This window comes from Formosa sp. L2A11, assembly GCF_009796865.1.
Classification (GTDB): domain Bacteria; phylum Bacteroidota; class Bacteroidia; order Flavobacteriales; family Flavobacteriaceae; genus Formosa.
The window spans coordinates 1,924,577-1,948,347 of sequence record NZ_CP047028.1 but is presented as its reverse complement, the minus strand read 5'-3'; the positions used below and the strand labels follow the sequence as shown (position 1 = coordinate 1,948,347).

At 32.2% G+C, this 23,771-nt stretch carries 17 protein-coding genes; 9 read left to right on the top strand and 8 right to left on the bottom strand.

Going from position 1 to position 23,771, the window contains the following annotated elements; translation table 11 throughout:
- Nucleotides 1–33: 33 nt before the first annotated feature.
- The 3 genes from GQR95_RS08430 to radC all read right to left on the bottom strand — a co-directional run bounded on the left by GQR95_RS08430 (nt 34) and on the right by radC (nt 2,783).
- Entirely contained in the window at nt 34–720 is a 687-nt protein-coding gene (locus GQR95_RS08430) for a YjjG family noncanonical pyrimidine nucleotidase (protein WP_159022758.1), read from the bottom strand.
- On the bottom strand, nt 710–2,014 hold the full coding sequence (locus tag GQR95_RS08425) for a polysaccharide deacetylase family protein (protein WP_159022757.1): 1,305 nt from the start codon (nt 2,012–2,014) through the stop codon (nt 710–712). The genes GQR95_RS08430 and GQR95_RS08425 overlap by 11 nt, the downstream gene beginning before the upstream one ends.
- Before the next feature lie 70 nt (nt 2,015–2,084).
- Entirely contained in the window at nt 2,085–2,783 is a 699-nt protein-coding gene (gene radC, locus GQR95_RS08420; protein ID WP_159022756.1) for a DNA repair protein RadC, read from the bottom strand.
- A gap of 49 nt (nt 2,784–2,832) precedes the next feature.
- On the opposite strand from radC, the gene GQR95_RS08415 reads away from it, so the two are divergent.
- The 3 genes from GQR95_RS08415 (at nt 2,833) to GQR95_RS08405 (ending at nt 6,514) form a co-directional block, all read left to right on the top strand.
- Nucleotides 2,833–3,285 carry a DUF1569 domain-containing protein gene (locus tag GQR95_RS08415; protein WP_159022755.1) on the top strand — a complete coding sequence of 151 codons (453 nt, stop codon included), beginning with the start codon at nt 2,833–2,835 and terminating at the stop codon, nt 3,283–3,285.
- 16 nt (nt 3,286–3,301) lie between these two features.
- The gene (locus GQR95_RS08410) at nt 3,302–3,892 is read left to right on the top strand and encodes an FMN-binding negative transcriptional regulator (protein WP_159022754.1); all 591 of its coding nucleotides are present in this window, start codon (nt 3,302–3,304) and stop codon (nt 3,890–3,892) included.
- 81 nt (nt 3,893–3,973) lie between these two features.
- Nucleotides 3,974–6,514 (top strand): mechanosensitive ion channel family protein, encoded by a 2,541-nt coding sequence (locus GQR95_RS08405; RefSeq protein ID WP_159022753.1) that lies wholly within the window; start codon nt 3,974–3,976, stop codon nt 6,512–6,514.
- Nucleotides 6,515–6,755: 241 nt separating this feature from the next.
- Here the strand turns inward: GQR95_RS08405 and murC are convergent, their stop codons facing one another.
- Nucleotides 6,756–8,111: a UDP-N-acetylmuramate--L-alanine ligase gene (gene murC / locus GQR95_RS08400; protein ID WP_159022752.1), complete on the bottom strand. Its 1,356-nt coding sequence runs from the start codon at nt 8,109–8,111 to the stop codon at nt 6,756–6,758.
- Nucleotides 8,112–8,165: 54 nt separating this feature from the next.
- Nucleotides 8,166–8,909: a lipopolysaccharide assembly protein LapB gene (locus tag GQR95_RS08395; RefSeq protein WP_159022751.1), complete on the bottom strand. Its 744-nt coding sequence runs from the start codon at nt 8,907–8,909 to the stop codon at nt 8,166–8,168.
- Nucleotides 8,910–9,071: 162 nt separating this feature from the next.
- Between GQR95_RS08395 and GQR95_RS08390 the strand changes: the two genes are divergently transcribed.
- Nucleotides 9,072–15,245: an alpha-2-macroglobulin family protein gene (locus GQR95_RS08390; RefSeq protein WP_233265898.1), complete on the top strand. Its 6,174-nt coding sequence runs from the start codon at nt 9,072–9,074 to the stop codon at nt 15,243–15,245.
- Between the two features lie 508 nt (nt 15,246–15,753).
- Here GQR95_RS08390 and obgE read toward each other — a convergent pair.
- Together obgE and GQR95_RS08380 are read right to left on the bottom strand one after the other, a co-directional pair.
- A complete protein-coding gene (gene obgE, locus GQR95_RS08385) occupies nt 15,754–16,752 on the bottom strand; it encodes a GTPase ObgE (protein WP_159022749.1) in 999 nt (332 codons plus the stop codon).
- 56 nt (nt 16,753–16,808) lie between these two features.
- Nucleotides 16,809–17,918: an adenylate kinase gene (locus GQR95_RS08380; protein WP_159022748.1), complete on the bottom strand. Its 1,110-nt coding sequence runs from the start codon at nt 17,916–17,918 to the stop codon at nt 16,809–16,811.
- A 162-nt stretch (nt 17,919–18,080) separates the two neighbouring features.
- Between GQR95_RS08380 and GQR95_RS08375 the strand changes: the two genes are divergently transcribed.
- From GQR95_RS08375 to GQR95_RS08355, 5 genes are all read left to right on the top strand, one after another.
- Nucleotides 18,081–19,235 carry a 5-(carboxyamino)imidazole ribonucleotide synthase gene (locus tag GQR95_RS08375; RefSeq protein ID WP_159022747.1) on the top strand — a complete coding sequence of 385 codons (1,155 nt, stop codon included), beginning with the start codon at nt 18,081–18,083 and terminating at the stop codon, nt 19,233–19,235.
- A 28-nt stretch (nt 19,236–19,263) separates the two neighbouring features.
- Nucleotides 19,264–19,743, top strand: a complete 480-nt coding sequence (purE, locus tag GQR95_RS08370) for a 5-(carboxyamino)imidazole ribonucleotide mutase (RefSeq protein WP_159022746.1) — start codon at nt 19,264–19,266, stop codon at nt 19,741–19,743.
- Nucleotides 19,744–19,915: 172 nt separating this feature from the next.
- Nucleotides 19,916–21,946, top strand: coding sequence for a M3 family metallopeptidase (locus GQR95_RS08365; RefSeq protein ID WP_159022745.1), 2,031 nt, complete (start codon nt 19,916–19,918; stop codon nt 21,944–21,946).
- Nucleotides 21,947–22,067: 121 nt separating this feature from the next.
- Nucleotides 22,068–22,622, top strand: coding sequence for a sigma-70 family RNA polymerase sigma factor (locus GQR95_RS08360; protein WP_159022744.1), 555 nt, complete (start codon nt 22,068–22,070; stop codon nt 22,620–22,622).
- A 2-nt stretch (nt 22,623–22,624) separates the two neighbouring features.
- Nucleotides 22,625–22,885, top strand: a complete 261-nt coding sequence (locus tag GQR95_RS08355; protein ID WP_159022743.1) for a hypothetical protein — start codon at nt 22,625–22,627, stop codon at nt 22,883–22,885.
- On the opposite strand, the gene GQR95_RS08350 is transcribed toward GQR95_RS08355, so the two are convergent.
- On the bottom strand, nt 22,875–23,621 hold the full coding sequence (locus tag GQR95_RS08350) for a hypothetical protein (RefSeq protein WP_233265897.1): 747 nt from the start codon (nt 23,619–23,621) through the stop codon (nt 22,875–22,877). The genes GQR95_RS08355 and GQR95_RS08350 overlap by 11 nt on opposite strands.
- Nucleotides 23,622–23,771: the final 150 nt, after the last annotated feature.

Genomic DNA, 23,771 nt, shown 5'->3' with positions numbered 1-23,771 from the left:
GAGTATAATAATTTGTGTAAAGGTAATTAAGTTTTATAAAAAGTTTTTTAATTCAATTAATTTGTCAATTTGAGTAATTTCTGGATACGTTGTTAACGGCGTTTCATTAAAATAAATTGCTTTAAAACCAACATTTATAGCACCAAGAATGTCTGCCTCTAAATTATCTCCAATCATTACACTTGTATTTACCTCTGCATTTGCTTTTTGCAAAGCATATTTAAAAATATCTGGATGCGGTTTTTTTACTCCTGCTTCTTCTGAATTTGTAACCGTTTTAAAATATTGATTTATATTAGAGCCTGTTAATTTTGAATACTGAACCTCATCGAATCCATTTGTAATAATATGCAGATTATACTTAGTTTGCAAATAGCCTAACACCAAAGTAGTATCTGGAAACAAATGATTAAATGATGATAAATAAGCCAGATAATCATCAGACAATTTATAAATTAAATCTGCTTTTACTGGAGTTTTTAAATATTCAAAAGTATCATTCAATCGTCCAAAGCGCAGCGCTTCTTTATCGACTTCTCCGGTTCTAAAACGTTTCCAATAATCTTCATTTATAGGAATATATGCATTTAAAAACACGTCTAAATCAACTTGTAATTGATTGACTTCAAATATTTTTTGAAATGTTAATGCTGAATTTTTTTCGAAATCCCAAAGTGTGTGATCTAAATCGAAAAACACATCTTTTATGTTATTTGTCATGTTCTGTAGAGTCTAAAATAAAATTGAATAATGCTTTAAAACCTTTCCACCGGCCATGACCACTAAATGTATAATTGTGAAATACAGGAACAAATTCTCCATTTACTTGTTTCACTTGATTAATTATATTTTGTAGCGATTCCTTCTTATCTAATAAAGACGTGTATTTTAATAAAGCAGAATCTATAACGTGATAAGGGTTTATACGTAATGGCGTTTGCACTTCGTAGTCTAAATCGTAAAAGAAAAATGGCGTGCACGTTCCTGCTCTAAAACCAAGTTCATTTACATACCCCATAGTATAATCTTCTTGCACTTCTAATTCGACTAAATTGCGATATAAATCAGGCAAGTTTAATTTAGAAAAAGAATTTCGAGATTCTACCAAAGACGTATTTAGAATACTTTCCATACGTTGTTGTTCTTCCTTTAATACAGCTTTATCCTCAATAGCAAAATAAGACACTTTTAACCCTACTTTACAGTAATCTGCTACCGATTTAATTAAAGACACAAAATCTTTTCGGTGCACGCTAATACCTTTATCGTAAGTGGAGTAATCGCCTATTAAAAAGAAAAAATGGAATTTATATTTTGTTTGCTTTTGTTTATTTAAAATGTATTTAAAGGTATCATGCGGATCGCGTTTAAGTCCAAACAACACCATATAGCGGTAATAGAACTTTTTAAATCTAAGCGCAAACAAATCTTTAAAAGTTCCTCCTAAATTGCGAATTAACCCTTTTAATCTAAAATCGTAAGGAGAAGGCACATCTATAATAGGTTTTATACAATAAGATCGGTCTTTAAATTGATGATCTGGATAATGGGCTTGTAAAGCTGCTTTAAATTTATAGGCCCAAATATCGACCACTGGCTGATCTAAGAACTTGTATTTATACGCTAAACTTTCCTTTGCCTCATATCTACCAAACTCATCTTTTACATGTGGTAAATATTCCTCATACCGACTTAATAAATAAAATGAAGCTGCAAAAATATCGAACGGAATAGCGCTTTTATCTCCATTAAAAAAGAAACATTTAGTATCCTCCCAATTCATAATATTTAAATCCGGATCTGAAAGACCTTGTTCAAACAACAAATCGTGACTACGAATAAAAATCTCTTTTCCTAAAGGCTGTTTCGTGTACGACATTTTTAAACTATCATGAGCAATAAATGTTTCGATAGTTGTTGTAAACGATACTGGAATACCAAGAATTCTGGTACAGAGATGTTTAAACGCAAATTTTATACGCGGCGTTATTTTATGAGTATATACTAAAAGCACACATTGATTTTAAAGTAATAAAAGTAATGATTTTACAATTAAGAATACCTAATAGTATAGTTAATACGCGCTACATTTCATTTTCGTCTGCAAAACTAAAATAAGAGTGCTCGGTTATTATAACATGATCTAAAACTTTAATATCTAAACTAGAGGCAGCAGTTTTTAATTTTTGAGTGATTTGCTTATCGGCTACACTTGGTTTTAAAGTTCCAGACGGATGATTATGAACTAAAATAAGAGCAGTTGCACCAAGCTCTAAAGCCATTTTTAAAGTCAATCGTACATCTACTAATGTTCCTGTAATTCCGCCTTTACTTAATTGTTGTTTTTGTATGATGGTATTTGAATTATTCAAATAGATAATCCAGAATTCTTCATGGGGCAATTCGCCAAGAAGCGGTTGCATAATTTCGAATACAGAAGCAGACGATGTTATTTTATTTTGCTTTACAGCCTCTTCGCTTCGCCGTCTTCTTCCTAATTCCATAGCAGCTGCAATGGTTACAGCTTTAGCTTCACCAATACCATTAAAAGTCATTAATTGCTTTATAGAAAGTTTGCCCAATGCTGTTAAATTATTATCTACACTAGCTAAAATACGTTTCGTTAAAGCAACGGCACTTTCTGTTCTGTTTCCACTTCCTATTAAAATAGCAACCAACTCTGCATCGCTTAAGGTAGCTTGCCCTTTATAGAGTAACTTCTCTCGAGGCCGATCGTCTTGCGACCAATTCTTAATGGAAAACGGGATCTTTTTATCTGACATCCCTAAATATAAATATTGTAAATTACCAAAACAATTAAAACTACTGAAAATGAACACTTTATTTGAAGATAACGCTACAAAATCAATTATAAGGCGATTAAACACACTAACAGAAGAAAACCTTGCTAAATGGGGAAAAATGAATGTAGGACAAATGCTAAAACATTGCCAAAGACCATTAAATATTTGCTTTAGGTCACGAAAATTAAATTCTAAAATAGGCTTTATAAAAAAAACAATGCTTTCATTTTTCAAAACGTCACTCTATAACGACAAGCCTTGGATGCAAAATTTACCTACAGCAAAAGAATTTATAATTACATCGCCACAAGATTTTTCAACAGAGAAAAAAAACATCGTAGAATTAATTGAAGAATTTTCTAAAAAAACCGAAATTGAAACATGGCCAAATCATCCGCTTTTTGGTTACTTTACACCCGAACAATGGGAAAAAATGCAATACAAACATCTAGATCATCATTTAACCCAATTTAATGTCTAACCAAATTATTTAACCATTGAGTTATCCACCTAACATACATCAAGACTCCGATAAGCATCACATGATAAAAGTGATGAATCATTACCCGTTGGCTACACTAATTTCTATAAAAGACAACGTCCCTTTTATAACACATTTACCTTTAATTTATAACTCAGGAAAGTTAATTGGCCACATAGATAAAAATAATCCACATGCGCAATTACTATGTAAAGACAATGCGGTAACTGTTATTTTTTCTGGCCCAGATTGTTACATCTCACCTAACATAATGGGAGCTAAAGAATTACCCACTTGGAATTACATAAAAGTACACATACAAGGCACGGCTTCTGAAATTGAAAACGAAAATGCAGTTAAGCAATCTATGGTAGATATGACTGCCTTTTTAGAAGAACCAGAACACGCTTATGTTTTAGATTATCACAATCCGAAAATGGATCAGTTTGTGAATTATGTTATGGGCTTCGAAATTGACATTTTACAATGGGAAGGCAAATTTAAATTGTCGCAAAACAAATCTGCTGAAAAACAAGACCTGGCAAAACAGCAATTAATTTCTTTTAATAAAACATCTATAAAACCATTTTTAGACAAGGTATTTTAAATTTTAAACCCTATTTTAGAATCATAACGTCAAACACCTATGCGTCTTAACAGCTTTAAATATTTTATTTGCATCCTGTTTTTGTTTTCATTTTATGTTACAAAGGCACAAACCGACTTGCTTTCTGAAGTAGAGACCACAACTTTATCAGACACCATCGTGTCTAAGCCTAAAGCAATTCCGACAACAAGTATTGTACAAGAAATTGACAATGCTAATAGTCAGCTAAAACTGACTCAGAAAAAAATCAGCATTCCTTCTAAGATTAAAAATATTGACTCGATACACCTAATACATTACAAGTTTTTGGTACAAGAGTCTAATACGGTCGAGACATTTATAAAAGCCAATCCGAATCTTCAAAAAATAAATAATCTTATTACCAAATGGTACGGTTACAAAACCATGTTAACCGGATGGCAATCTACAGTAAATAATCAGCAAGTCCGTAATTCAAGATTTATCACAGATATTGTAAATAAAGAAAAGATCTGGGGATTAAGTTATCAGCAAGCTATAGACAACAAATCACCCGAAGAGGTTTTAAATGCCATTAACAGTGTTTGGGAGAAAACAAAAGAGACAAAAGAAACTATTCTTAAAAACAGTAACTATTATCTTGTTCTTGAAACAAAAATCAATGAACAAATTAGTATTACTGAACAAGTTATGGATGATTTATTAGAATTAAAAAATTCTGATATTTATGATCTATTCTACCAAAGGCATCATCCGTTATGGCAAACGTCTTTCTCTGAAGTTTCTAAAAAACCAAGCGATAATAATGATGTTGAATCTATTAAAAATAATATTTCAAACACCTACAATTACCTAAAAGACAAGACTGGAGTTATTCTTTTATACTTAATACTTATTAGTATCATAGCTTTATTTATTAAACGATTAAAAGAAGGCTTTCTTAAATTTTCATTTAAAGAAAAATCTAAAACACATAGAAAAGCTAAAAACATAATAGTTCACAGAAGCATTATTTGTATACTATTCTTATCATTTTTATTATCTAAACCTCTGTTTTCAAACACACCTAGGTTATTTATAGACATTTCTACCCTATTAATATTACTGTGTGCTATACCACTTATTAGACCGTATATGCATGCGAAGTTTAAGAATATTATATTCTTTGTAATCTTCTTCTTTTTAATAAATGCCATTAAATCTTATGTCTGGTTTTCTTCTGGATTATATAGAATATACATCTTATTAGAAGCTTTTTTAGTTATCTATATGTTGTATAAGTTTACAAATCCGTATTTAGAAACGCGTAAAATAACTACAGATAGTTTTGGGAAAGTATTAATAAGACTCATACCTGTTGTGTATGCTTTATGTGCTATATCTATTATTTCAAATATTTTTGGATATACGAATTTAACAGATATGGCTTTAAAAATAAGCACGCAAAGCGGAATAATAACTACCTTTTTCTATAGCTTATTAATGGTATTTAATGGCATTACTTTAGGTATAATAAACCGTCATTATGGAGTAAAGCAAACCTTTAAAGCATCAGACAGATGGCGGGTTGAAAAACTAACTTTAAAAGTCTCTAGAAATCTAATTGCACTAATTTGGGCCTTTTACTTTCTAAATATATTAGATGTTTTAAGACCAATAAAAGAAATTATAAACGATGCCATTACTGAACCTTACCAAATAGGAACTTTATCTTTTACAATGGAAGGTGTTTTAAGTTTTATCTTAACGCTAACAATAACTTACGTCCTAACTAAAGTAATCACTTTTTTAATAAATGATGGCGATGGTGTTTTACGCTTATTAAACCTTCCTAAAGGAATACCTGCAGCAGTGTCTTTAGTGATAAGATACTTTATAATGGCTTTCGGAATTGTCTTAGCACTTGGTGCACTAGGCATAGATTTAAGTAAATTTAATTTAATGGCTGGTGCTTTAGGTTTAGGTATTGGTTTCGGACTACAAACCGTAATTTCTAACTTTGTCTCTGGATTAATATTAGTTTTTGAACGCCCTATCTTAACAGGAGATACTGTTGAAGTTAATAATTTATTAGGAACCGTAAACAGAATTGGCGTACGCTCTTCTAGTATTAGCACTTTTGATGGCGCCGAAGTTGTTGTACCTAATAATAATTTAATATCTAACGATTTAATAAACTGGACACTATCTAATAACACTAAACGTATTGAAGTTTTAATAGGCACCTCTTATGATTCCGATCCGAATAGGGTGTTAGAAATTCTAACAGAGATTGCTACTGATAATCCTTACACGCTTAATGATCCGCCGCCAAAAGCACTATTTAATGATTTTGGTGACAGCTCTCTAAATTTCAGATTACTGTTTTGGGTACATTATGAAATTGGTTTACAAGCGAAGAGTGATATTTCTATAAGCATTTACAATAAATTTAAAGAAGAAGGTATTGAGATTCCGTTCCCGCAACGCGATCTTAATGTTAGAAATATTCCTGAGAACATGAATACGTCATCTGCTCAAGAAAATTTTAACATTCCAACACCTAATAACCCAATGGATAAAAACTTAGAAAAACCATTAATCGAACCTGTTAAAACAGATGTAGATTTTGATGATGCTTCTACAAGTGAAGACACTAAATAAGTTATTATTTTCAAGCATAAAAAAAGCGAGATTTTGAATATTCAAAATCTCGCTTTTTTATTTTATTTTTTTGTCTTCGCTTTAATTATTCTAGTCACCATTATCTCGCTTTAGAGTCTCATAAATCTACTCAATTTACTAAGTTCTTATGTGATTCTGAAACAAGTTCAGAATGACGCATTACTTAAACAAAGTCTTGACTCTTGATTCTAACACAGCAAAGCGGTCATGTTTCTTTATCCTATTTCACTAATGACTTAACATCATCAAAATCTAATCCACCGTAATTTCCAGAACTCATTAATAACAACGATTTATTTTCAAAATTCTGAGAGAATAAAAAGTGTTTAAAATCGTCTGGATTGGTATAAATAATTAAATCGTCACGCTCGAAGGCTGAAGCAATTTGCGCTTCTGTTACAGCTTCTAATTTTTTAATTTCTAAAGCATGCGGAGAATAAAATACTACAGCAACATCTGCAGCATCTAAAGCGCCTTTATATTCTTTTAAAAACTCAGCATTTAAACTACTATACGTATGCAACTCTAAACACGCGACTAATGTTCTATCTTCAAATTGTGCTTTTACCGCATTTGTAGTGGCTTGCACTTTACTTGGCGAATGCGCAAAATCTTTATAAGCTACACTGTTTTGTCCTTCAGCTATTTTTTCAAGACGTTTACTTGCGCCTTTAAAGGTAGAAATTGCTTCGTAGAAATCGTCTTCATCAATTCCCATGTGTTGACAAATCCACTTTGCACCCGCTAAATTATTAAGATTATGTTTACCAAATACTTCAATAGGTAATGGCCCTTCTGGAGTTTCTAATAAGGTTTCTCCATCTTCAATTGTATATTCTGGCGTATGATAAGGTAATTTTCTAATCGGATTTACAGAGGCTTCAACAACACGTTTTACAGCTTCATCTTCTTCATTGTAAGTGATGCTTCCACCATTTACAATACTATCTACAAATATTTTAAATTGCTCTTCATAGTTTTCATACGTAGGAAACACGTTAATATGATCCCAAGCAATACCGCTTAAAAGTGCAATATTAGGTTTGTATAAATGAAATTTTGGACGTCTATCTATTGGCGAACTTAAATACTCATCGCCTTCTAAAACAATAAAATCATTGTCTTCGGTAAGTTTCACCATCACATCAAAACCGTCTAATTGTGCACCAACCATATAATCTACATCGCGATCATGATAATGCATAACATGTAAAATCATAGATGTAATTGTGGTTTTACCATGACTTCCACCAATAACTACACGTGTTTTATTTTTAGACTGTTCGTATAAAAACTCGGGATAACTAAAAATTTTAAGTCCTAATTCTTGAGCCTTTAACAACTCAGGATTATCGGCTTTGGCATGCATTCCTAAAACCACAGCATCTAATTGCGATGTGATTTTCTCTGGAAACCATCCAAATGCTTCTGGTAATAATCCTTTAGATTGTAGTCTTGATTTTGAAGGTTCGAAAATCTCATCGTCGCTTCCCGTTACCTGATATCCTTTGTTATGCAACGCCATAGCTAAATTGTGCATTGCACTCCCACCAATGGCTATAAAATGTACATTCATAAACTTATTTTGAAGATCGTAAAGATACACGTTTTAGTACGTTTTCGGGAACGTTTATTCGGTAATCTCTGCTATTTTTTGTTGAAGTTCTTCGTCTTTTAACAGACTATATCCTGATTTTAAAACGGCAAGTGCTTGATCTGTTTGATTCCGGTTTATATAAAACTGAGCAAGCGATGCATAACACACTTTAGATTGACCAATTTGCACTGCTTTTTTTAAGTACTGTGCTGCCAAATCATAATCTTCTGCCTTCTCATATAAATAGCCTTTAGCCAAATACCCATCTACTTTAGAAAGCGATTCTAATTCATTAGCAAACTGAATGGCTTTAGAAGTACTTCCGCCTAAAACCCAAGGTAATTCCATATATAATTTCACTAATGCCCAACGCGTTTCTATATGGTTTTTATCTAATTCGGATGCTTCTAAAAACGCTGTTTTAGCATCTAAAACTAACGGAATAGCAGACATTTTATCTACACTTAAGACTTTCATAGCTAATGCACCTCCATACTTGTAATGATAATTTGCATTTTCAGAATGGCTTTCAACTAAACTTTTATATTGAATAATTGCAGAATCCCAGTCTTTTAAATGGCTATACGCATCGCCCAACAACTCTATGGCTTCAAAATTAGTTTTAGTAGTTGTTACAAACGGTTTTAAGATAGAAATGGTTTTATTATAATTTTCTGCGTTAAAATACGCTTGTGCATTAACCAAAGTCTGTTGCGAAAACATAACGTTTGGAAAAACAAAAACGGCACTTATAATACAAATAACAAAACATTTCATTCTGTAAAAATAATCTGTTTAAACATATTAAAAGCAAAAAAAAAGGCAACTTTATAAGTTACAGCAAAACGTGGAACTGTTTTTGATTTCAATTTGATTTTAAAACACAAACGCTTTAATCAACCAACGACTATGAATTTTATAAAATGTTTAATATTCAGTGTGCTATTTACTCAACCAGCACTTGCACAACAACCAAATTTTGAGAGTTTATGGTCTGAAGTAGAAGATTTAGAGGTTAAAGGTTTACCAAAATCGGCTTTAGAGAAAGTCATACATATTGATAAGCTTGCACTTAAAAACAACAATCAGCCTCAGCATATAAAAGCGATGCTGTACAAAAGCAAATTTGCTTTAGTGCTAGAGGAAGATGCGCAATTAAGCATTATAAATAATTTTAAAGCTGAGATAGCCAAAAGCAAAGCACCAACTAAAAACATATTAGAAAGTATGTTAGCGAATATGTATTGGAGCTATTTTAAACAACATCGCTATCAGTTTTATAAGCGTACAAAAACCGTAGAAAAAGTTGATGAAACCGATTTTAGAACTTGGGATTTAGAAACCATTCTTAAAGACATTCAGTTACATTTTCAAAATAGCTTAACCAACGAAACGCTTTTAAAAAACACACCTATTGAAGCCTATACAGATATTGTATTAAAACAAAAAGATTCTGAAATTTATAGACCCACACTTTACGATTTACTAAATCATAATGCCTTAGAATTCTACAAAAGTACAGAACGCAGCATTACCAAACCTGCTTATAAGTTTGAGATTGATGATGCTACTTTATTAAACTCTGCAACTGACTTTTCTAAACTAGATTTACAAACCAAAGACTCAACCTCTTTAGAATTTCAAGCTTTAAAAATCTATCAAAATTTAATTGCGTTTCATTTAAAAGATAAAAATCCAGAAGCATTAGTGACTGTAGATATAGAACGGTTATTATTTATAAAAGACAAAGCTGTTTTTAAGAATAAAGAAGCATTACTAATACAAGCCTTCCAAGAAGCTAGCAAAAAACAGAACAACACATTAGCCAGTGCATATTACGATCTTGAAATTGCCAAAATATGGAAGATACAAGGAGATAAATTTGATGCAAAATCTAACACAACAGAAAGGTGGAAATTAAAAGACGCCATAGCATTATGCAACACAATAATTTCTAAATTTCCTGAGAGCAAAATTGCTGAACAATCTGAATATTTAAAATCTGAAATATTACAACCAAGTGTTAGTATTAAAAACGAATTGATACTACCAACCTGCACTAAATCTCGGTTTTTAATTTCCTATAAAAACAGTAATCAATTAGATTTTAAGGTTGCAAAAATGAGTCATAATGAATTTAAAATTTTTGTAGATTTTTATAATCAAAAAGACAAAGACAGCTTTGCTAACACATTAAAATCTGATAAAACTTGGACTAGTAATTTAAAAAACGAAAACGACTACCAAGAACACACTACAGAAATTATTACTCCAGAATTTGATAACGGTATTTATTTAATATCTGTAACAGATCCTATTTCTAAAACAACAGAACATACAACACTACAAGTTTCTAATATTGCTATAGGACAAAAAGAAGATGAAAAAGACATGATTTTTCAAGCTATTGATAGAAACACAGGTAAACCTTTTGCAAATGCAGAAGTCACTATACATTACACCTATAATAATAATAATAATAATAATAACAAAAAAAGAACAGAGACAAAGCGCACAGATACTTATGGAAACGTAACAATTCCTAAAACCGTAAAAAGCGAATATGCCCGTTTTAACTTAGTTTTTAATACAAGTGATGATACAGCCTATTTTTATAATTTTTATCTGAACAGGTATTATGAACAAAATAACAATACAGACAAAACTACCTATAAATCCTTTGTATTCACAGATCGTAGTATATATCGTCCAGGTCAAACTGTATATTTCAAAGCTATTGGAATGAAAAACAAAAGTGGAGAAAGTTTTGTTTTAATAAATAAAACATTAACTGCTACGCTATACAATTCTAATTATGAGGAAGTAAAAAAAATAAATTTAAAAACGAATGAATTTGGATCTATTCACGGGGAATTCATATTACCAAATACAGGTTTAAACGGTCAGTTTAATATAGAAATAAAAGCAGAAGATAGCTACATAAATATGCTTTCTAGAACATATTTTAATATTGAAGATTATAAGCGACCAACTTTTGAAGCCAATTTCACTCCTATTACAGAAACATGTACTGTAAATGATTCTATAACAGTTAACGGAGAAGCTTTAGCCTTTACAGGAAGTAAAATTACAAATGCGAATGTGGTATACCGCGTAAAACGCATGGTAAATTTACCATACTCGTATTACAGAACGCAACCGTATTTTCACAACGCATCTCAAGAAATAACACACGGAGAAACACAAACAGACGATTCTGGAAATTTCAAAATCAATTTTAAAGCCATTCCAGATCTGCGTTTCGACAAAAAAATCTTACCTGTTTTTCAATATGAAGTCACAGCAGATATTACAGATATTAATGGAGAAACACGTTCTGCAACAACTAGTATTTCGGTAGGTTATCATACTACAATTGCTAAGTTACAAATTGAAGGTAAACTAGATAAAACATCTAAAACCAATCAAATTAATATAAATACATCTAATTTAAATGGCCAATTCACTCCTGTTATAGGAACTCTAAAAATTTATAAATTACAAGCACCTAATCACGCCTTACGGGAACGTCCTTGGTCTGCTCCAGATTATCAAGTTATAGATGAAACAACTTTTAAAACACTTTTTCCTCACGATGCGTACACCAATGAAGACGACGCTAATAATTGGAAAAAAGGAACACGCGTTTTAGAAAAAACAATAAATACTGCAGACACAAAATCTATAGCTTTAAATAAAACGAAACGTTGGGAATCTGGTAAATACATCGCTGTTTTTGAAAGTAAAGATGAACATAATCAAACCATACAAGATGAAGCTACTTTTGAGTTATTCAGCGTAGACGATGAAACCGTTTCAGATCATGGTTTATTTCAAATCAACACAAATAAGTCTACTTATAACCCTGAAGATGTAGTGGAATTAACGTTAGCTTCTGCTGCAGAGGATTTGGTTGTCACCTTAGAAATAGAGAAAGATCACAAGGTGTATGCTAGACATATTGTTTCTTTAAATCAGAATAAGAAAACCATTAAAATCCCTGTATCACAAGCAGATTTAGGCGGATTTGTAATTCATTATAGTTACGCTGCATTTAATAGTTTTAAATCTGGGTCTATGATTATAAACGTACCGTATCCTAAAACAGACTTGCAGATTGAAACCAACACATTCCGAAACAAGATACAACCTGGAGCTCAAGAAACCTGGAGTTTTAATATTTCAGGACCTCAAGGCGAAAAAGTAACTGCAGAAGTACTCGCTAGTATGTATGATGCGTCTTTAGACGAATTTAGAGGACATAGTTGGAGTATGTATGCAACTTATAAATCTATGTATTCTTCATACAATTATTGGAGAGGAAATACTGCGTTTGGAACAAATTATTTCAATCTAAATTTCATTACAGCTCGCTTAAATATAACACCTCAACATTTTGATTCTTTAGATTGGTTTGGCTTTAATTTTAACGGAAATAGCTGGACAAATAGACAATATTTAAAGAAAAAACGATCTGCAATGTCTCCGCCTCCAGCAGCAGAAATTATTGAAATAGCTGAAGATGAAGCAGAAGTAGAAGAAACTGTAATAGAAAGTACGGAAGTACCTTTTTCGGTTATTCGTGGCACAGATTCTGTTTCAGCAGAAAATCAACCGCTTTATATTATAGATGGTGTAGTTTCAAAAACGAACAATATTAATAAAGAAGATATTTCAAAAATTGAAGTCTTAAAACCAAATGAAGCAACCGCATTATATGGAAGTAAAGGCGCTAACGGTGTTATTATTATTACAACCAAAAATGGTTCTAGTTTTAATACTGTTAAAGTAAGAACTAACCTAAAAGAGACCGCTTTCTTCTTTCCGCAATTACAAACCAATAGCGATGGAGATGTTAATTTTAGTTTTACTTCTCCTGAAGCATTAACACAATGGAAATTGCAACTTTTAGCACATACTAAAACTATGCAAAGTGCACAAAGCACGTTTACAACGGTAACGCAAAAAGAATTAATGGTTCAGCCAAATACACCTCGCTTTTTACGTCATGGCGATGAAATTACTATTAGTAGTAAAATTATAAATCTATCTGATAAACAATTAAAAGGAGATGCCGTTTTACAAATTTTTAATGCCATTACAAATGCATCAATCGATATTAATTTAGATAACATTAATGCTGTAAAATCATTTTCGGTAGATGCAAATAACAACACACAAGTATCGTGGCAACTTAAAATTCCAAAAACTGTAGATGCTGTCTTGTATAAAATTATAGCTAAATCTGGAACTTTTAGCGATGGCGAACAAAACGTGTTACCTGTATTATCTAATCGCATGTTGGTGACAGAAAGTTTACCAATGTGGGTAAACGGAAACGAATCGCGTACATTCCAACTTGATAAATTAATAAACAATACCTCTAACACATTAAAACATCATAAACTGACATTAGAGATTACGTCTAATCCGGCTTGGTATGCGATTCAGGCGTTGCCGTATATTATTGAGTATCCGTTTGACTGTAACGAGCAGATCTTTTCTCGCTTTTACGGAAATAGCTTAGCGAGCCATATTGTAACTTCTAATCCGCGAATTCAAGAGGTCTTCAATCTTTGGAAATCTAAAGATGCACTGATTAGTAACTTAGAAAAAAACGAAGACTTAAAATCTATTCTTATTGAAGAAACGCCTTGGTTACGTGATGCACAAAGTGAAACGGAACAAAAAAAACGTATAGGCTTGTTATTCGATATGAATACCATGAGTGATAAATTACAAACCACTAAACAAAAGCTAGAAAGTAACCAATTAAATTCTGGTGCTTGGCCTTGGTTTGCTGGCGGAAGAGAAAACAGATATATCACTCAGCATATCGTTACAGGTTTCGGACATTTACAACATTTAGGCGTAGATACTAGAGATTCAGAAAACATGTTATCTAGAGCAATTAAATTCACAGATTCCGAATTTATAGAAACCTATAGAAACATTTCTAAATACAATGCAAAACCAGATTATGATGCCTATCATTTAAATAATATACAATTACATTATTTGTATATGAGAAGTTTTTATGCTGACAAGAAACCATCTAAAGAACTTCAAAATATTATTAATTATTATGGATCTCAGATTAAAACCTATTGGACAAAAGGTTCGCTTTACAACAAAGGATTGATGGCTTTAATTGCGCACCGTTCTGGAGATGAAAAAACAGCAACTGCCATTATAAAATCTTTAAAAGAGAATAGCATTACAAGTGACCAATTAGGCATGTATTGGAAAGCCAACACAGCATCTTGGTATTGGTACGAATCGCCTATTGAAACACAATCACTATTAATTGAAGCTTTTTCTGAAATTGAAAACGATACCAAAACCATAGACAATTTAACAAAATGGTTATTGAAGAATAAACAAACGAATCGTTGGTCTACCACAAAATCGACTACAGATGCTGTTTATGCTATTTTATTAAAAGGAAGCGATTGGTTATCGGTTACAGAATCTTTAGACATTACTGTTGGCGGACAACCCATTCCTGAAGACAAATTAAAAGACACCAAAGTTGAAGCAGGCACAGGTTATTTTAAAACCACTTGGAATTCAGATGAAATTACTCAAGAACTGGCAGAAGTGACCTTAACTAAAAAAGACAAAGGCATGGCTTGGGGAAGTTTATATTGGCAATATTTTGAAGATTTAGACAAAATTACGTCAGCAGAAACACCTCTACAATTAACCAAAAAGTTATTTATAAAATCGAATACAGACACCGGTGAAGTCTTAACAGAAGTAAAACCTGAATTTACTTTAAAAGTTGGCGATTTAATACGCGTACGTATCACTTTAAAAACAGACCGTGACATGGAGTTTCTACATATGAAAGACATGAGAGCTTCTGGTTTAGAACCTGTAGATGTGATCTCTAAATACAAATGGCAAGATGGTTTAGGCTACTATCAAAGCACTAAGGATGCAGCAACACATTTCTTTTTCGATAATGTTAAAAAAGGGGTTTACGTATTTGAATATGATTTACGAGTAAACAATGCAGGACACATGAGTAATGGGATCACAACCATACAGAGTATGTATGCACCAGAATTTAGTAGCCATAGTGAAGGTGCTTCGATTACAATAGAATAGATTGAGAAATAGGTAAAAGAACAAGGACCGCTGCGCTGAAAGAACCAAGAATAAAGACTTGTTTTAAGATTATTTTCAAGGTTTACGGTAAAATTCAAAATACACTTACTCTAATGGGACTCTGAAATGAATTCAGGGTAACGACAAGTTTATGCTCACGTCATACTGAACGGGTCTCAATATCTCATAATTAATTCCAATGTGATTACTCGAATGAGACCCTGAAATAAATTCAGGGTGATGAACAACATTAATTAAAATTAGAACTTAAATTACAAACTAGCGTCATGCTGAACTCGTTTCAGTATCTCACATCTAACTCAGATAAAACTTTACAAACAAAAAAAGGAGCCAATTGGCTCCTTTTTTATACTCTTATGCTGCTTTGTTAACATCATGCTAGTCATGTTGAATTTATTTCAACATCACAAATATAGCTAAACTAAACACTCAAATGCGACCTTGAAACGCATTCAAGGTGACCAACGTGATAAATTAATTTAATAACTTAAACGTTCAACATTTTCCAAAGTTTATCTTTCAATTCTGTAATCCCTTGTTGAGCCACGGCTGAGATAAAAATATACTCTACACCTAAATTCTCATCAAGTTCAGTTTTTAATTCTGCTTGCAACTCATCATCTAACATATCACATTTAGAGATAGCCACAAGACGATCTTTATCTAACATTTCAGGATTATAACGTCTCAATTCATCTAGCAAAATTTCATATTGCTTGGTGATATCTTCAGCGTCAGCAGGAATTAAAAACAATAACGTCGAGTTACGTTCTATGTGTCTTAAGAAATAATATCCTAATCCTTTTCCTTCTGCCGCACCTTCAATAATACCAGGAATATCTGCCATTACAAACGTTTGGAAATCGCGATATTCTACAATACCTAAATTCGGTTTTAAAGTCGTAAACTCATAATCCGCAATTTTTGGTTTTGCAGAAGTAATTACAGACAATAAGGTCGATTTCCCTGCATTTGGGAATCCTACTAAACCAACATCGGCTAGTAATTTCAACTCTAAAGTCACATACTTCTCTACCAAAGGCATACCTGGTTGTGCGTAACGCGGTGTTTGATTTGTAGAACTTTTAAAGTGCCAGTTTCCACGTCCACCCATTCCACCTTCACAAACAATACGTTCTTCACCAGTATACGTAATCTCGAAAAGAATTTCATCTGTCTCTGTATCGCGTACAACAGTACCTAATGGCACATCTAAATACACGTCTTCTCCATCACCACCAGAACTACGGCCACTACTTCCGTGTTCACCATGTCCTGCACGTAAATGACGCTTAAATTTTAAATGAAAAAGAGTCCATAGATTATCGTTACCTCTTAAAATAACATGACCTCCTCGACCACCATCTCCCCCGTCGGGACCTCCTTTTGTGATATACTTCTCACGATGTAAATGCGTAGATCCTTTACCTCCGTTCCCGGATGTTAATTGGATTTTTACGTAGTCTACAAAATTTCCTTCAGTCATAATTAATTGAACCTTTTAATGAAAGGTTTTAAAATGTTAAAATTGTAATTGTACTATTACAATGAATCAATTACTTTGCTTAAACGTACTGTAATCTCTTCTACAGAACCTACACCGTCTACACCAAAATACTTATTTTGTTCAGAATAGTAATCTTTTAATATTGCCGTTTTAGAATAATATTCTTTAATACGATTTGCGATAATAGACTCATCTGCATCGTCTGAACGACCACTAGTTTTTCCACGTTCTAGTAAACGTTTTATTAATACACTATCTTCTACTTCTAATGCAATCATAGCATTAATTTCAGAATCTTTACTTTTCATTAATTCGTCTAAAGCTGCTGCTTGTGCACTTGTACGCGGAAAACCATCGAAAATAAACCCGTTAGCTCCTGCATTTTTTTCAACCTCAGCACTCAACATTTCAATAGTAACATTATCGGGAACCAATCCACCTTTATCCATATAAGATTTGGCTAACATTCCTAAAGCGGTTTCATTTTTAATGTTATAACGAAATACATCTCCTGTAGAGATATGTACTAGATTATATTTTTCTTTTAAAAAATTTGCTTGCGTCCCTTTTCCTGCTCCTGGAGGTCCGAATAGAACTAAATTTGTCATATGTTGAGTTGTTTTAATTTGATATACTTCTGGTAAATCTCGACCTAATCCGTCGTAATCTAAACCATAACCCACAATAAATTTATCTGGAATTTCTATACCAACATAATGAAGTTTAAAATCTTTCTTATATGCGGTTGGTTTATAAAACAAGGTTGCAATAGTCAACGATTTAACGTTTTCATTTTTAAAAATACGATGAATTTCGGCTAACGTACGTCCTGTATCAATAATATCTTCTAAAATAATAACAGAACGGCCTGATAAATCTTGAGTTAACCCGATTAAACGTTGGATATCGTCTGTAGATTTCACACCTTCATAAGACGCTAATTTAATAAACGTCACTTCGCATGGGTTCGGATATTTTTTAACAAAATCGCTTACAATCATAAACGAACCGTTTAAAACACCAATAAAAACAGGAACTTCATCTGCAAAATCCACTGCTATTTGTTCTGCCATTCTAGTTATTGCATCATCTATTTGTTTAGCTGAGATGAACGGCTTAAAATATTTGTCGTGAAGTTTAATCATAAAATAACCTATTTTTTGTTAATTCTTGGCAAAGATAATCAATTGCCACCTATAATCTAATTTAGAAAAAGGTTTCATGGCATTGATTCCCTAAATTTAGAATTAATTTCATATTAAAATGTATTTTTGCAACGTCTAAAACACGAGCAAAACAGTTATATAATGAATTATTTTTCTTCAAATTTTAAATTAGGAATATTAGGTGGCGGCCAATTAGGAAAAATGCTACTAACCGAAACCCGTAAATTCGATATCTATACCTGTGTCTTAGACCCAAGTGAAGAAGCGCCTTGTAAAGTAGGAAGCAATGAATTTTTTATTGGGGATTTAATGGATTACGATGCCGTTTTTAATTTTGGAAAACACGTTGATGTTTTAACCTTTGAAATTGAAAATGTAAACATTTATGCTCTTGAAGATTTAGAAAAAGCAGGTGTAAAAGTTTATCCTTCATCTAAAACCTTACGTACAATCCAGAATAAGGCAACCCAGAAATTATTTTATGTAGACCATGATTTACCTACAGCACCTTTTTCTCGTTTTGCATATACTATAGAAATTCAAGACACTATTGCTAACGGCAGTTTAGATTTTCCGTTTGTATGGAAAAGTGCGCAATTTGGTTACGATGGTACTGGAGTAAAAATTGTTCGCGAATTAAAAGATTTAGAACACTTGCCAAATGTAGAATGTATTACCGAAGAACTAATTCCGTTTAAAAACGAATTGGCTGTAATTATAGCAAGAAATGCATCTGGAGAAGTTAAAACCTATCCTGTGGTAGAAATGGAGTTTCATCCTGAAGCCAACCAAGTAGAGTATGTTATTTGTCCGGCACGTATTAGTGAAACCGTTGCTAAAAAAGCGACAGATATAGCACTAAAAGCATCTAAAGCATTTAATCATGTAGGATTATTGGCTGTTGAAATGTTTCAGACAGAAGACGATAATATTATTATAAATGAAGTTGCACCAAGACCTCACAATTCTGGTCACCAAACCATCGAGGCAAGTTTCACCTCTCAATTCGAGCAACACATAAGAGCTGTTTTAGATTTACCATTAGGAAATACAGCGAATAAATTAAATGGTATTATGGTAAATTTAGTTGGAGCTGAAGGATACACAGGAGACGTTATCTATAAAAACATAGAAAACATTATGGCTATGGATGGTGTTACGCCACACATATATGGTAAAAAGCAAACCAGACCGTTTAGAAAAATGGGACATGTAACTATTGTTAACGAAAATATCACTGAAGCACGTAAAATTGCTGAACGTGTAAAAAACAGTATTCAAGTAATTACAGAATAAATAAAGCATTAAGAAAAACACACAAATTATGAGTAAAGTAGGCGTTATTATGGGAAGTAAAAGTGACCTTCCTGTTATGCAAGATGCAATAGACATATTAAAAGGATTTGACATAGAAGTTGAAGTAGATATTGTTTCTGCACACCGTACTCCAGAAAAATTATTCGATTATGGTAAAAATGCACACACACGCGGCATACAAGTTATTATAGCAGGTGCTGGTGGTGCTGCGCATCTTCCTGGAATGATTGCATCCTTATCTCCGCTTCCAATTATTGGAGTTCCTGTAAAAAGCAGTAATTCTATAGATGGATGGGATTCTATATTATCTATCCTACAAATGCCTGGAGGTGTTCCCGTAGCTACAGTTGCTCTTAACGGAGCAAAAAATGCAGGAATATTAGCGGCTCAAATTATAGGAAGCTCAGACAGTGAAGTACTCGATAAAATATTACTTTACAAAGACGGATTAAAACAAGCTGTTATAGAAACTGCTAAACAATTATAAACACAAAAAAGCCTCGATAAATCGAGGCTTTTCTTCGCTATTAATCAATAAATTTTTTCAGAGTAACCAGCTCTTTTATGAAAAAAATCTTCGCGAAGATATAACAATTCTTATCTTTCATAGGCTTAAACTACATTTTTTAACATTTATTTAGATAAAAATCAATAAAAAAATGAATATTCTACTCAAATCATTTAAAAACGCATACAATACAGCTCCTTTTTCGCAAATTAAAAATAAAGATTTTCTTCCTGCAATAACATCTTTAATAGAAGATACGAAAGCTGAAATTGATAATATAACCTCTAATCCAGAAACTCCAACATTTGAAAATACTATTGAAGCCTTAGAATTTACGGGAGAACAATTAGATCGGGTAACAAACATTTTCTTCAATTTAAATTCTGCAGAAACAAACGACGAGATTCAGAAAATAGCACAAGAAGTTTCTCCTTTACTTTCAGAATTTGGTAACGACATTACGTTAAACGAAGCCTTATTTAAACGCGTTAAAACGGTTTACGATAATAAAAGTAACTTAAGTTTAAACGGAGAGCAAATCATGCTTTTAGATAAATCTTACAAAAGCTTTTCTAGAAATGGAGCAAATTTAGCTGAAGACAAAAAAGAAACACTTCGTGCTATAGATAAAGATTTAAGTAAATCGAGTTTAAGTTTTGGAGAACATGTATTGGCAGAAACCAATGCTTTCGAAATGCATATTACTAACGAAGAAGATTTAAGCGGTTTACCAGAAGGCGCTAAAGAAGCTGCTAAACAATTAGCAGAATCTAAAGACAAAGCCGGTTGGTTAATCACTTTAGATTATCCTAGCTATATTCCGTTCATGACGTATGCAGACAATCGTGAATTAAGAAAAAAATTAGCGATTGCCTTTGGTAAAAAAGGATTTCATAATAACGAATTCGATAACCAAGACATTATTTTAAACATTGTTAAAAAACGTTTTGAGCGTGCAAATTTATTAGGCTACAAAACACATGCAAATTTTGTTTTAGAAGAACGTATGGCAAAAACGCCTGAAACCGTTATAAATTTTCTAAACGAATTACTAGAAAAAGCAAAACCTGCAGCTAAAGAAGAATTTAAAAAACTAGAAGACTTTGCTAAAGCGTTAGATGGTATAGATAGACTAGAAAAATGGGATTCTGGATATTACTCAGAAAAACTAAAACAAAAGTTATTTGACTTAGACGACGAAAAACTAAAACCTTATTTTAAACTAGAAAATGTAACACAAGGTGCTTTTAAAATTGCCGGGAAATTATACGGTTTACATTTTGAAGAGATTGACAATATAGACAAATATCACCAAGATGTATTAACATATAAAGTAACCAATAATTCTGGAGACTTAGTATCTATATTTTATGCAGATTTCTTTCCTAGAGCAGGAAAACGAAATGGCGCTTGGATGACTTCTTATAAATCACAATCTATTAAAAACGGAGAAAACAATCGTCCGCATGTTTCAATAGTTTGCAACTTTACAAAACCAACAAAAAGCAAACCCTCTTTATTAACCTTTAATGAAGTTACAACCTTATTCCACGAATTTGGCCATGCTTTACACGGTATGTTAGCCAACACAACTTACCCTGGTTTATCAGGAACAAGCGTGTATTGGGATTTTGTAGAATTACCAAGTCAGGTTATGGAAAACTGGTGTTACGAAAAAGAAGCTTTAGAGTTATTCGCTACACATTACGAAACAGGAGAAGTAATACCTATGGAACTCGTTGCAAAAATAAAAGAGTCTTCTACATTTAACGAAGGTATGCAAACGCTACGTCAAATTAGTTTTGGATTATTAGATATGAGTTGGCACGGACAAGACCCTACAAATTTTATCAATGTTAAAGCACAAGAGTTAAAAGCGTTGGAAAACACCAAATTATATCCAGATGTTACAGAAAATTGTATGAGTACATCATTTTCTCATATTTTTCAGGGCGGATATTCTTCAGGATACTACAGTTACAAATGGGCTGAAGTTTTAGATGCAGATGCTTTTGAATATTTTAAAGCAGCAGGAATTTTCAATTCTGAAGTTGCAACAAAATTTAAAGACAATGTATTATCGCAAGGAGGAACAGTAGATCCTATGACATTATACAAACAATTTAGAGGACAAGAACCTCAGCCTGAAGCATTACTAAGACGAGCAGGTTTAATTAAATAAATATATAAAGGTTGTAATTTTAATGATTACAACCTTTTTTAAAATGTTAAAGCAAATAAAAAGATACACTCTTTTTTGAAATAGTTTTCTTATTTTTGAAAAATAACCTACAATTTATTATATGCCTGATCATAAAATCGATGCTACTAAATGGATAGATTCGTATTCCGACTATCTATACAACTATACCATTTCTAGAGTTAGCGATTCTGAAATTGCTAAAGATTTAGTTCAAGACACATTTTTTGCAGGTTTAAAGTCAATGAAAAATTTTAAGGGAGAAGCCAGTGAACGTACATGGTTAATTTCTATCTTAAAACGAAAAATAATTGATTATTACCGAAAAATAAACTCTAAAAAAGGAAAAGCAGAAGTCCGTATGTCCTACTCAAGCGACAGTGACGACGAAGGAGAATGGCTAGAAGAACGTGTAGAAGACCAATCTTACAAAAATGCAGAAGACGTTTTAGAAAACACAGAACTTAGTGTAGCAATTTATGATTGTTTAGAAAAATTGCCAGAAAAACAAGCTCGAGTTTTCAAAATGAAAACCATAGAAAATTTCGATACCGAAATAATTTGTAATGAATTAAATATTACTGCGTCTAATTTATGGGTCATTATACATAGAGCGCGTACATCTCTATCAGGCTGTTTAGAAAAAAATTGGTATTAATTATGAGTAAATTATTTTTGTCCTGCGACGAAGCATCACACGTTTGTGATAAGGCACAATACAACGAGTCTACATTTTGGGAACGTTTAAAATTTAGAGTACATATTCTATTCTGTAATTTATGTAAACAACACTCTATCACCAATAGTAAACTTACAGAGACTATGAACAAGTCTAAAATTGTATGTTTAGATAGTAAATCTAAATCTGAAATGAAGAAATGTTTAGAAAAAGAAATGAAAAGCCAAGATGCTAATCATTAAAAATAAGCTCTAAAGCTAACCACACTAGAGGAATTCCCTCTACCCAAAATGCCGTATACGTATCGCTCTGATCTTGTTTAGAAAATACTGTAAACAGTATAAGTATAAATGTTATGGCAAGCTGTATTAAAACATAGTGTCCAATTAAATGCGTTTTAAGAAACTCTAAGAAGAAAAAAACTAACGCTAACAAAACACCTAAGATCTTAGTACGATTTACTCCTATTTTCTGCGGAATGGTCCCCAACTTTAAACTATCGTATTTTAAATCGCGGAGCTCAAAAGGCAACATCAAAGCAATTATAAAAATAAAACGCTGTATAAACGTTAGAATTACATCTTCATCAAACGCATAATTCTCGTTAATTAAAGGCAATAATACGGTTACTCCTGCCCAAACTAATCCTATTAAATATACTTTTAGTCCGCTTATACTTCTTAAATTATGATGCTTGTCTACAAAAAATCGCTTTGGCAAAAACGGAATAGCATACATAAATGTTACTGCGCCAAATCCAGATATAATTAAAATGGTATTTAATTCTAACTTAAATACAAAATAGCACATAATCATAAAACACAATATAGAAAAGAGTGCAATCGCTCTTAACCAACTCGCCATAGACCTACGGTGCAACTTGGCTAAACCAAAGTATTTCACAAAGTTATAACCTATAATAGATGCAAAAAGAATGAAACACAAAACATTCTCATCGAAAGGTAATCCATATTTCATCAATGTAATCCATGCTAAAGAAAACACAGATAGCGAGACATGAATACTGGCATTGAGATAAAATTTAAAGAGTTTTTTCAACATTGTCATTCCGCAAAAATATATAAACTAGAATTAACAACCTGCTTTATCAAAAAACTTTAAAAAATT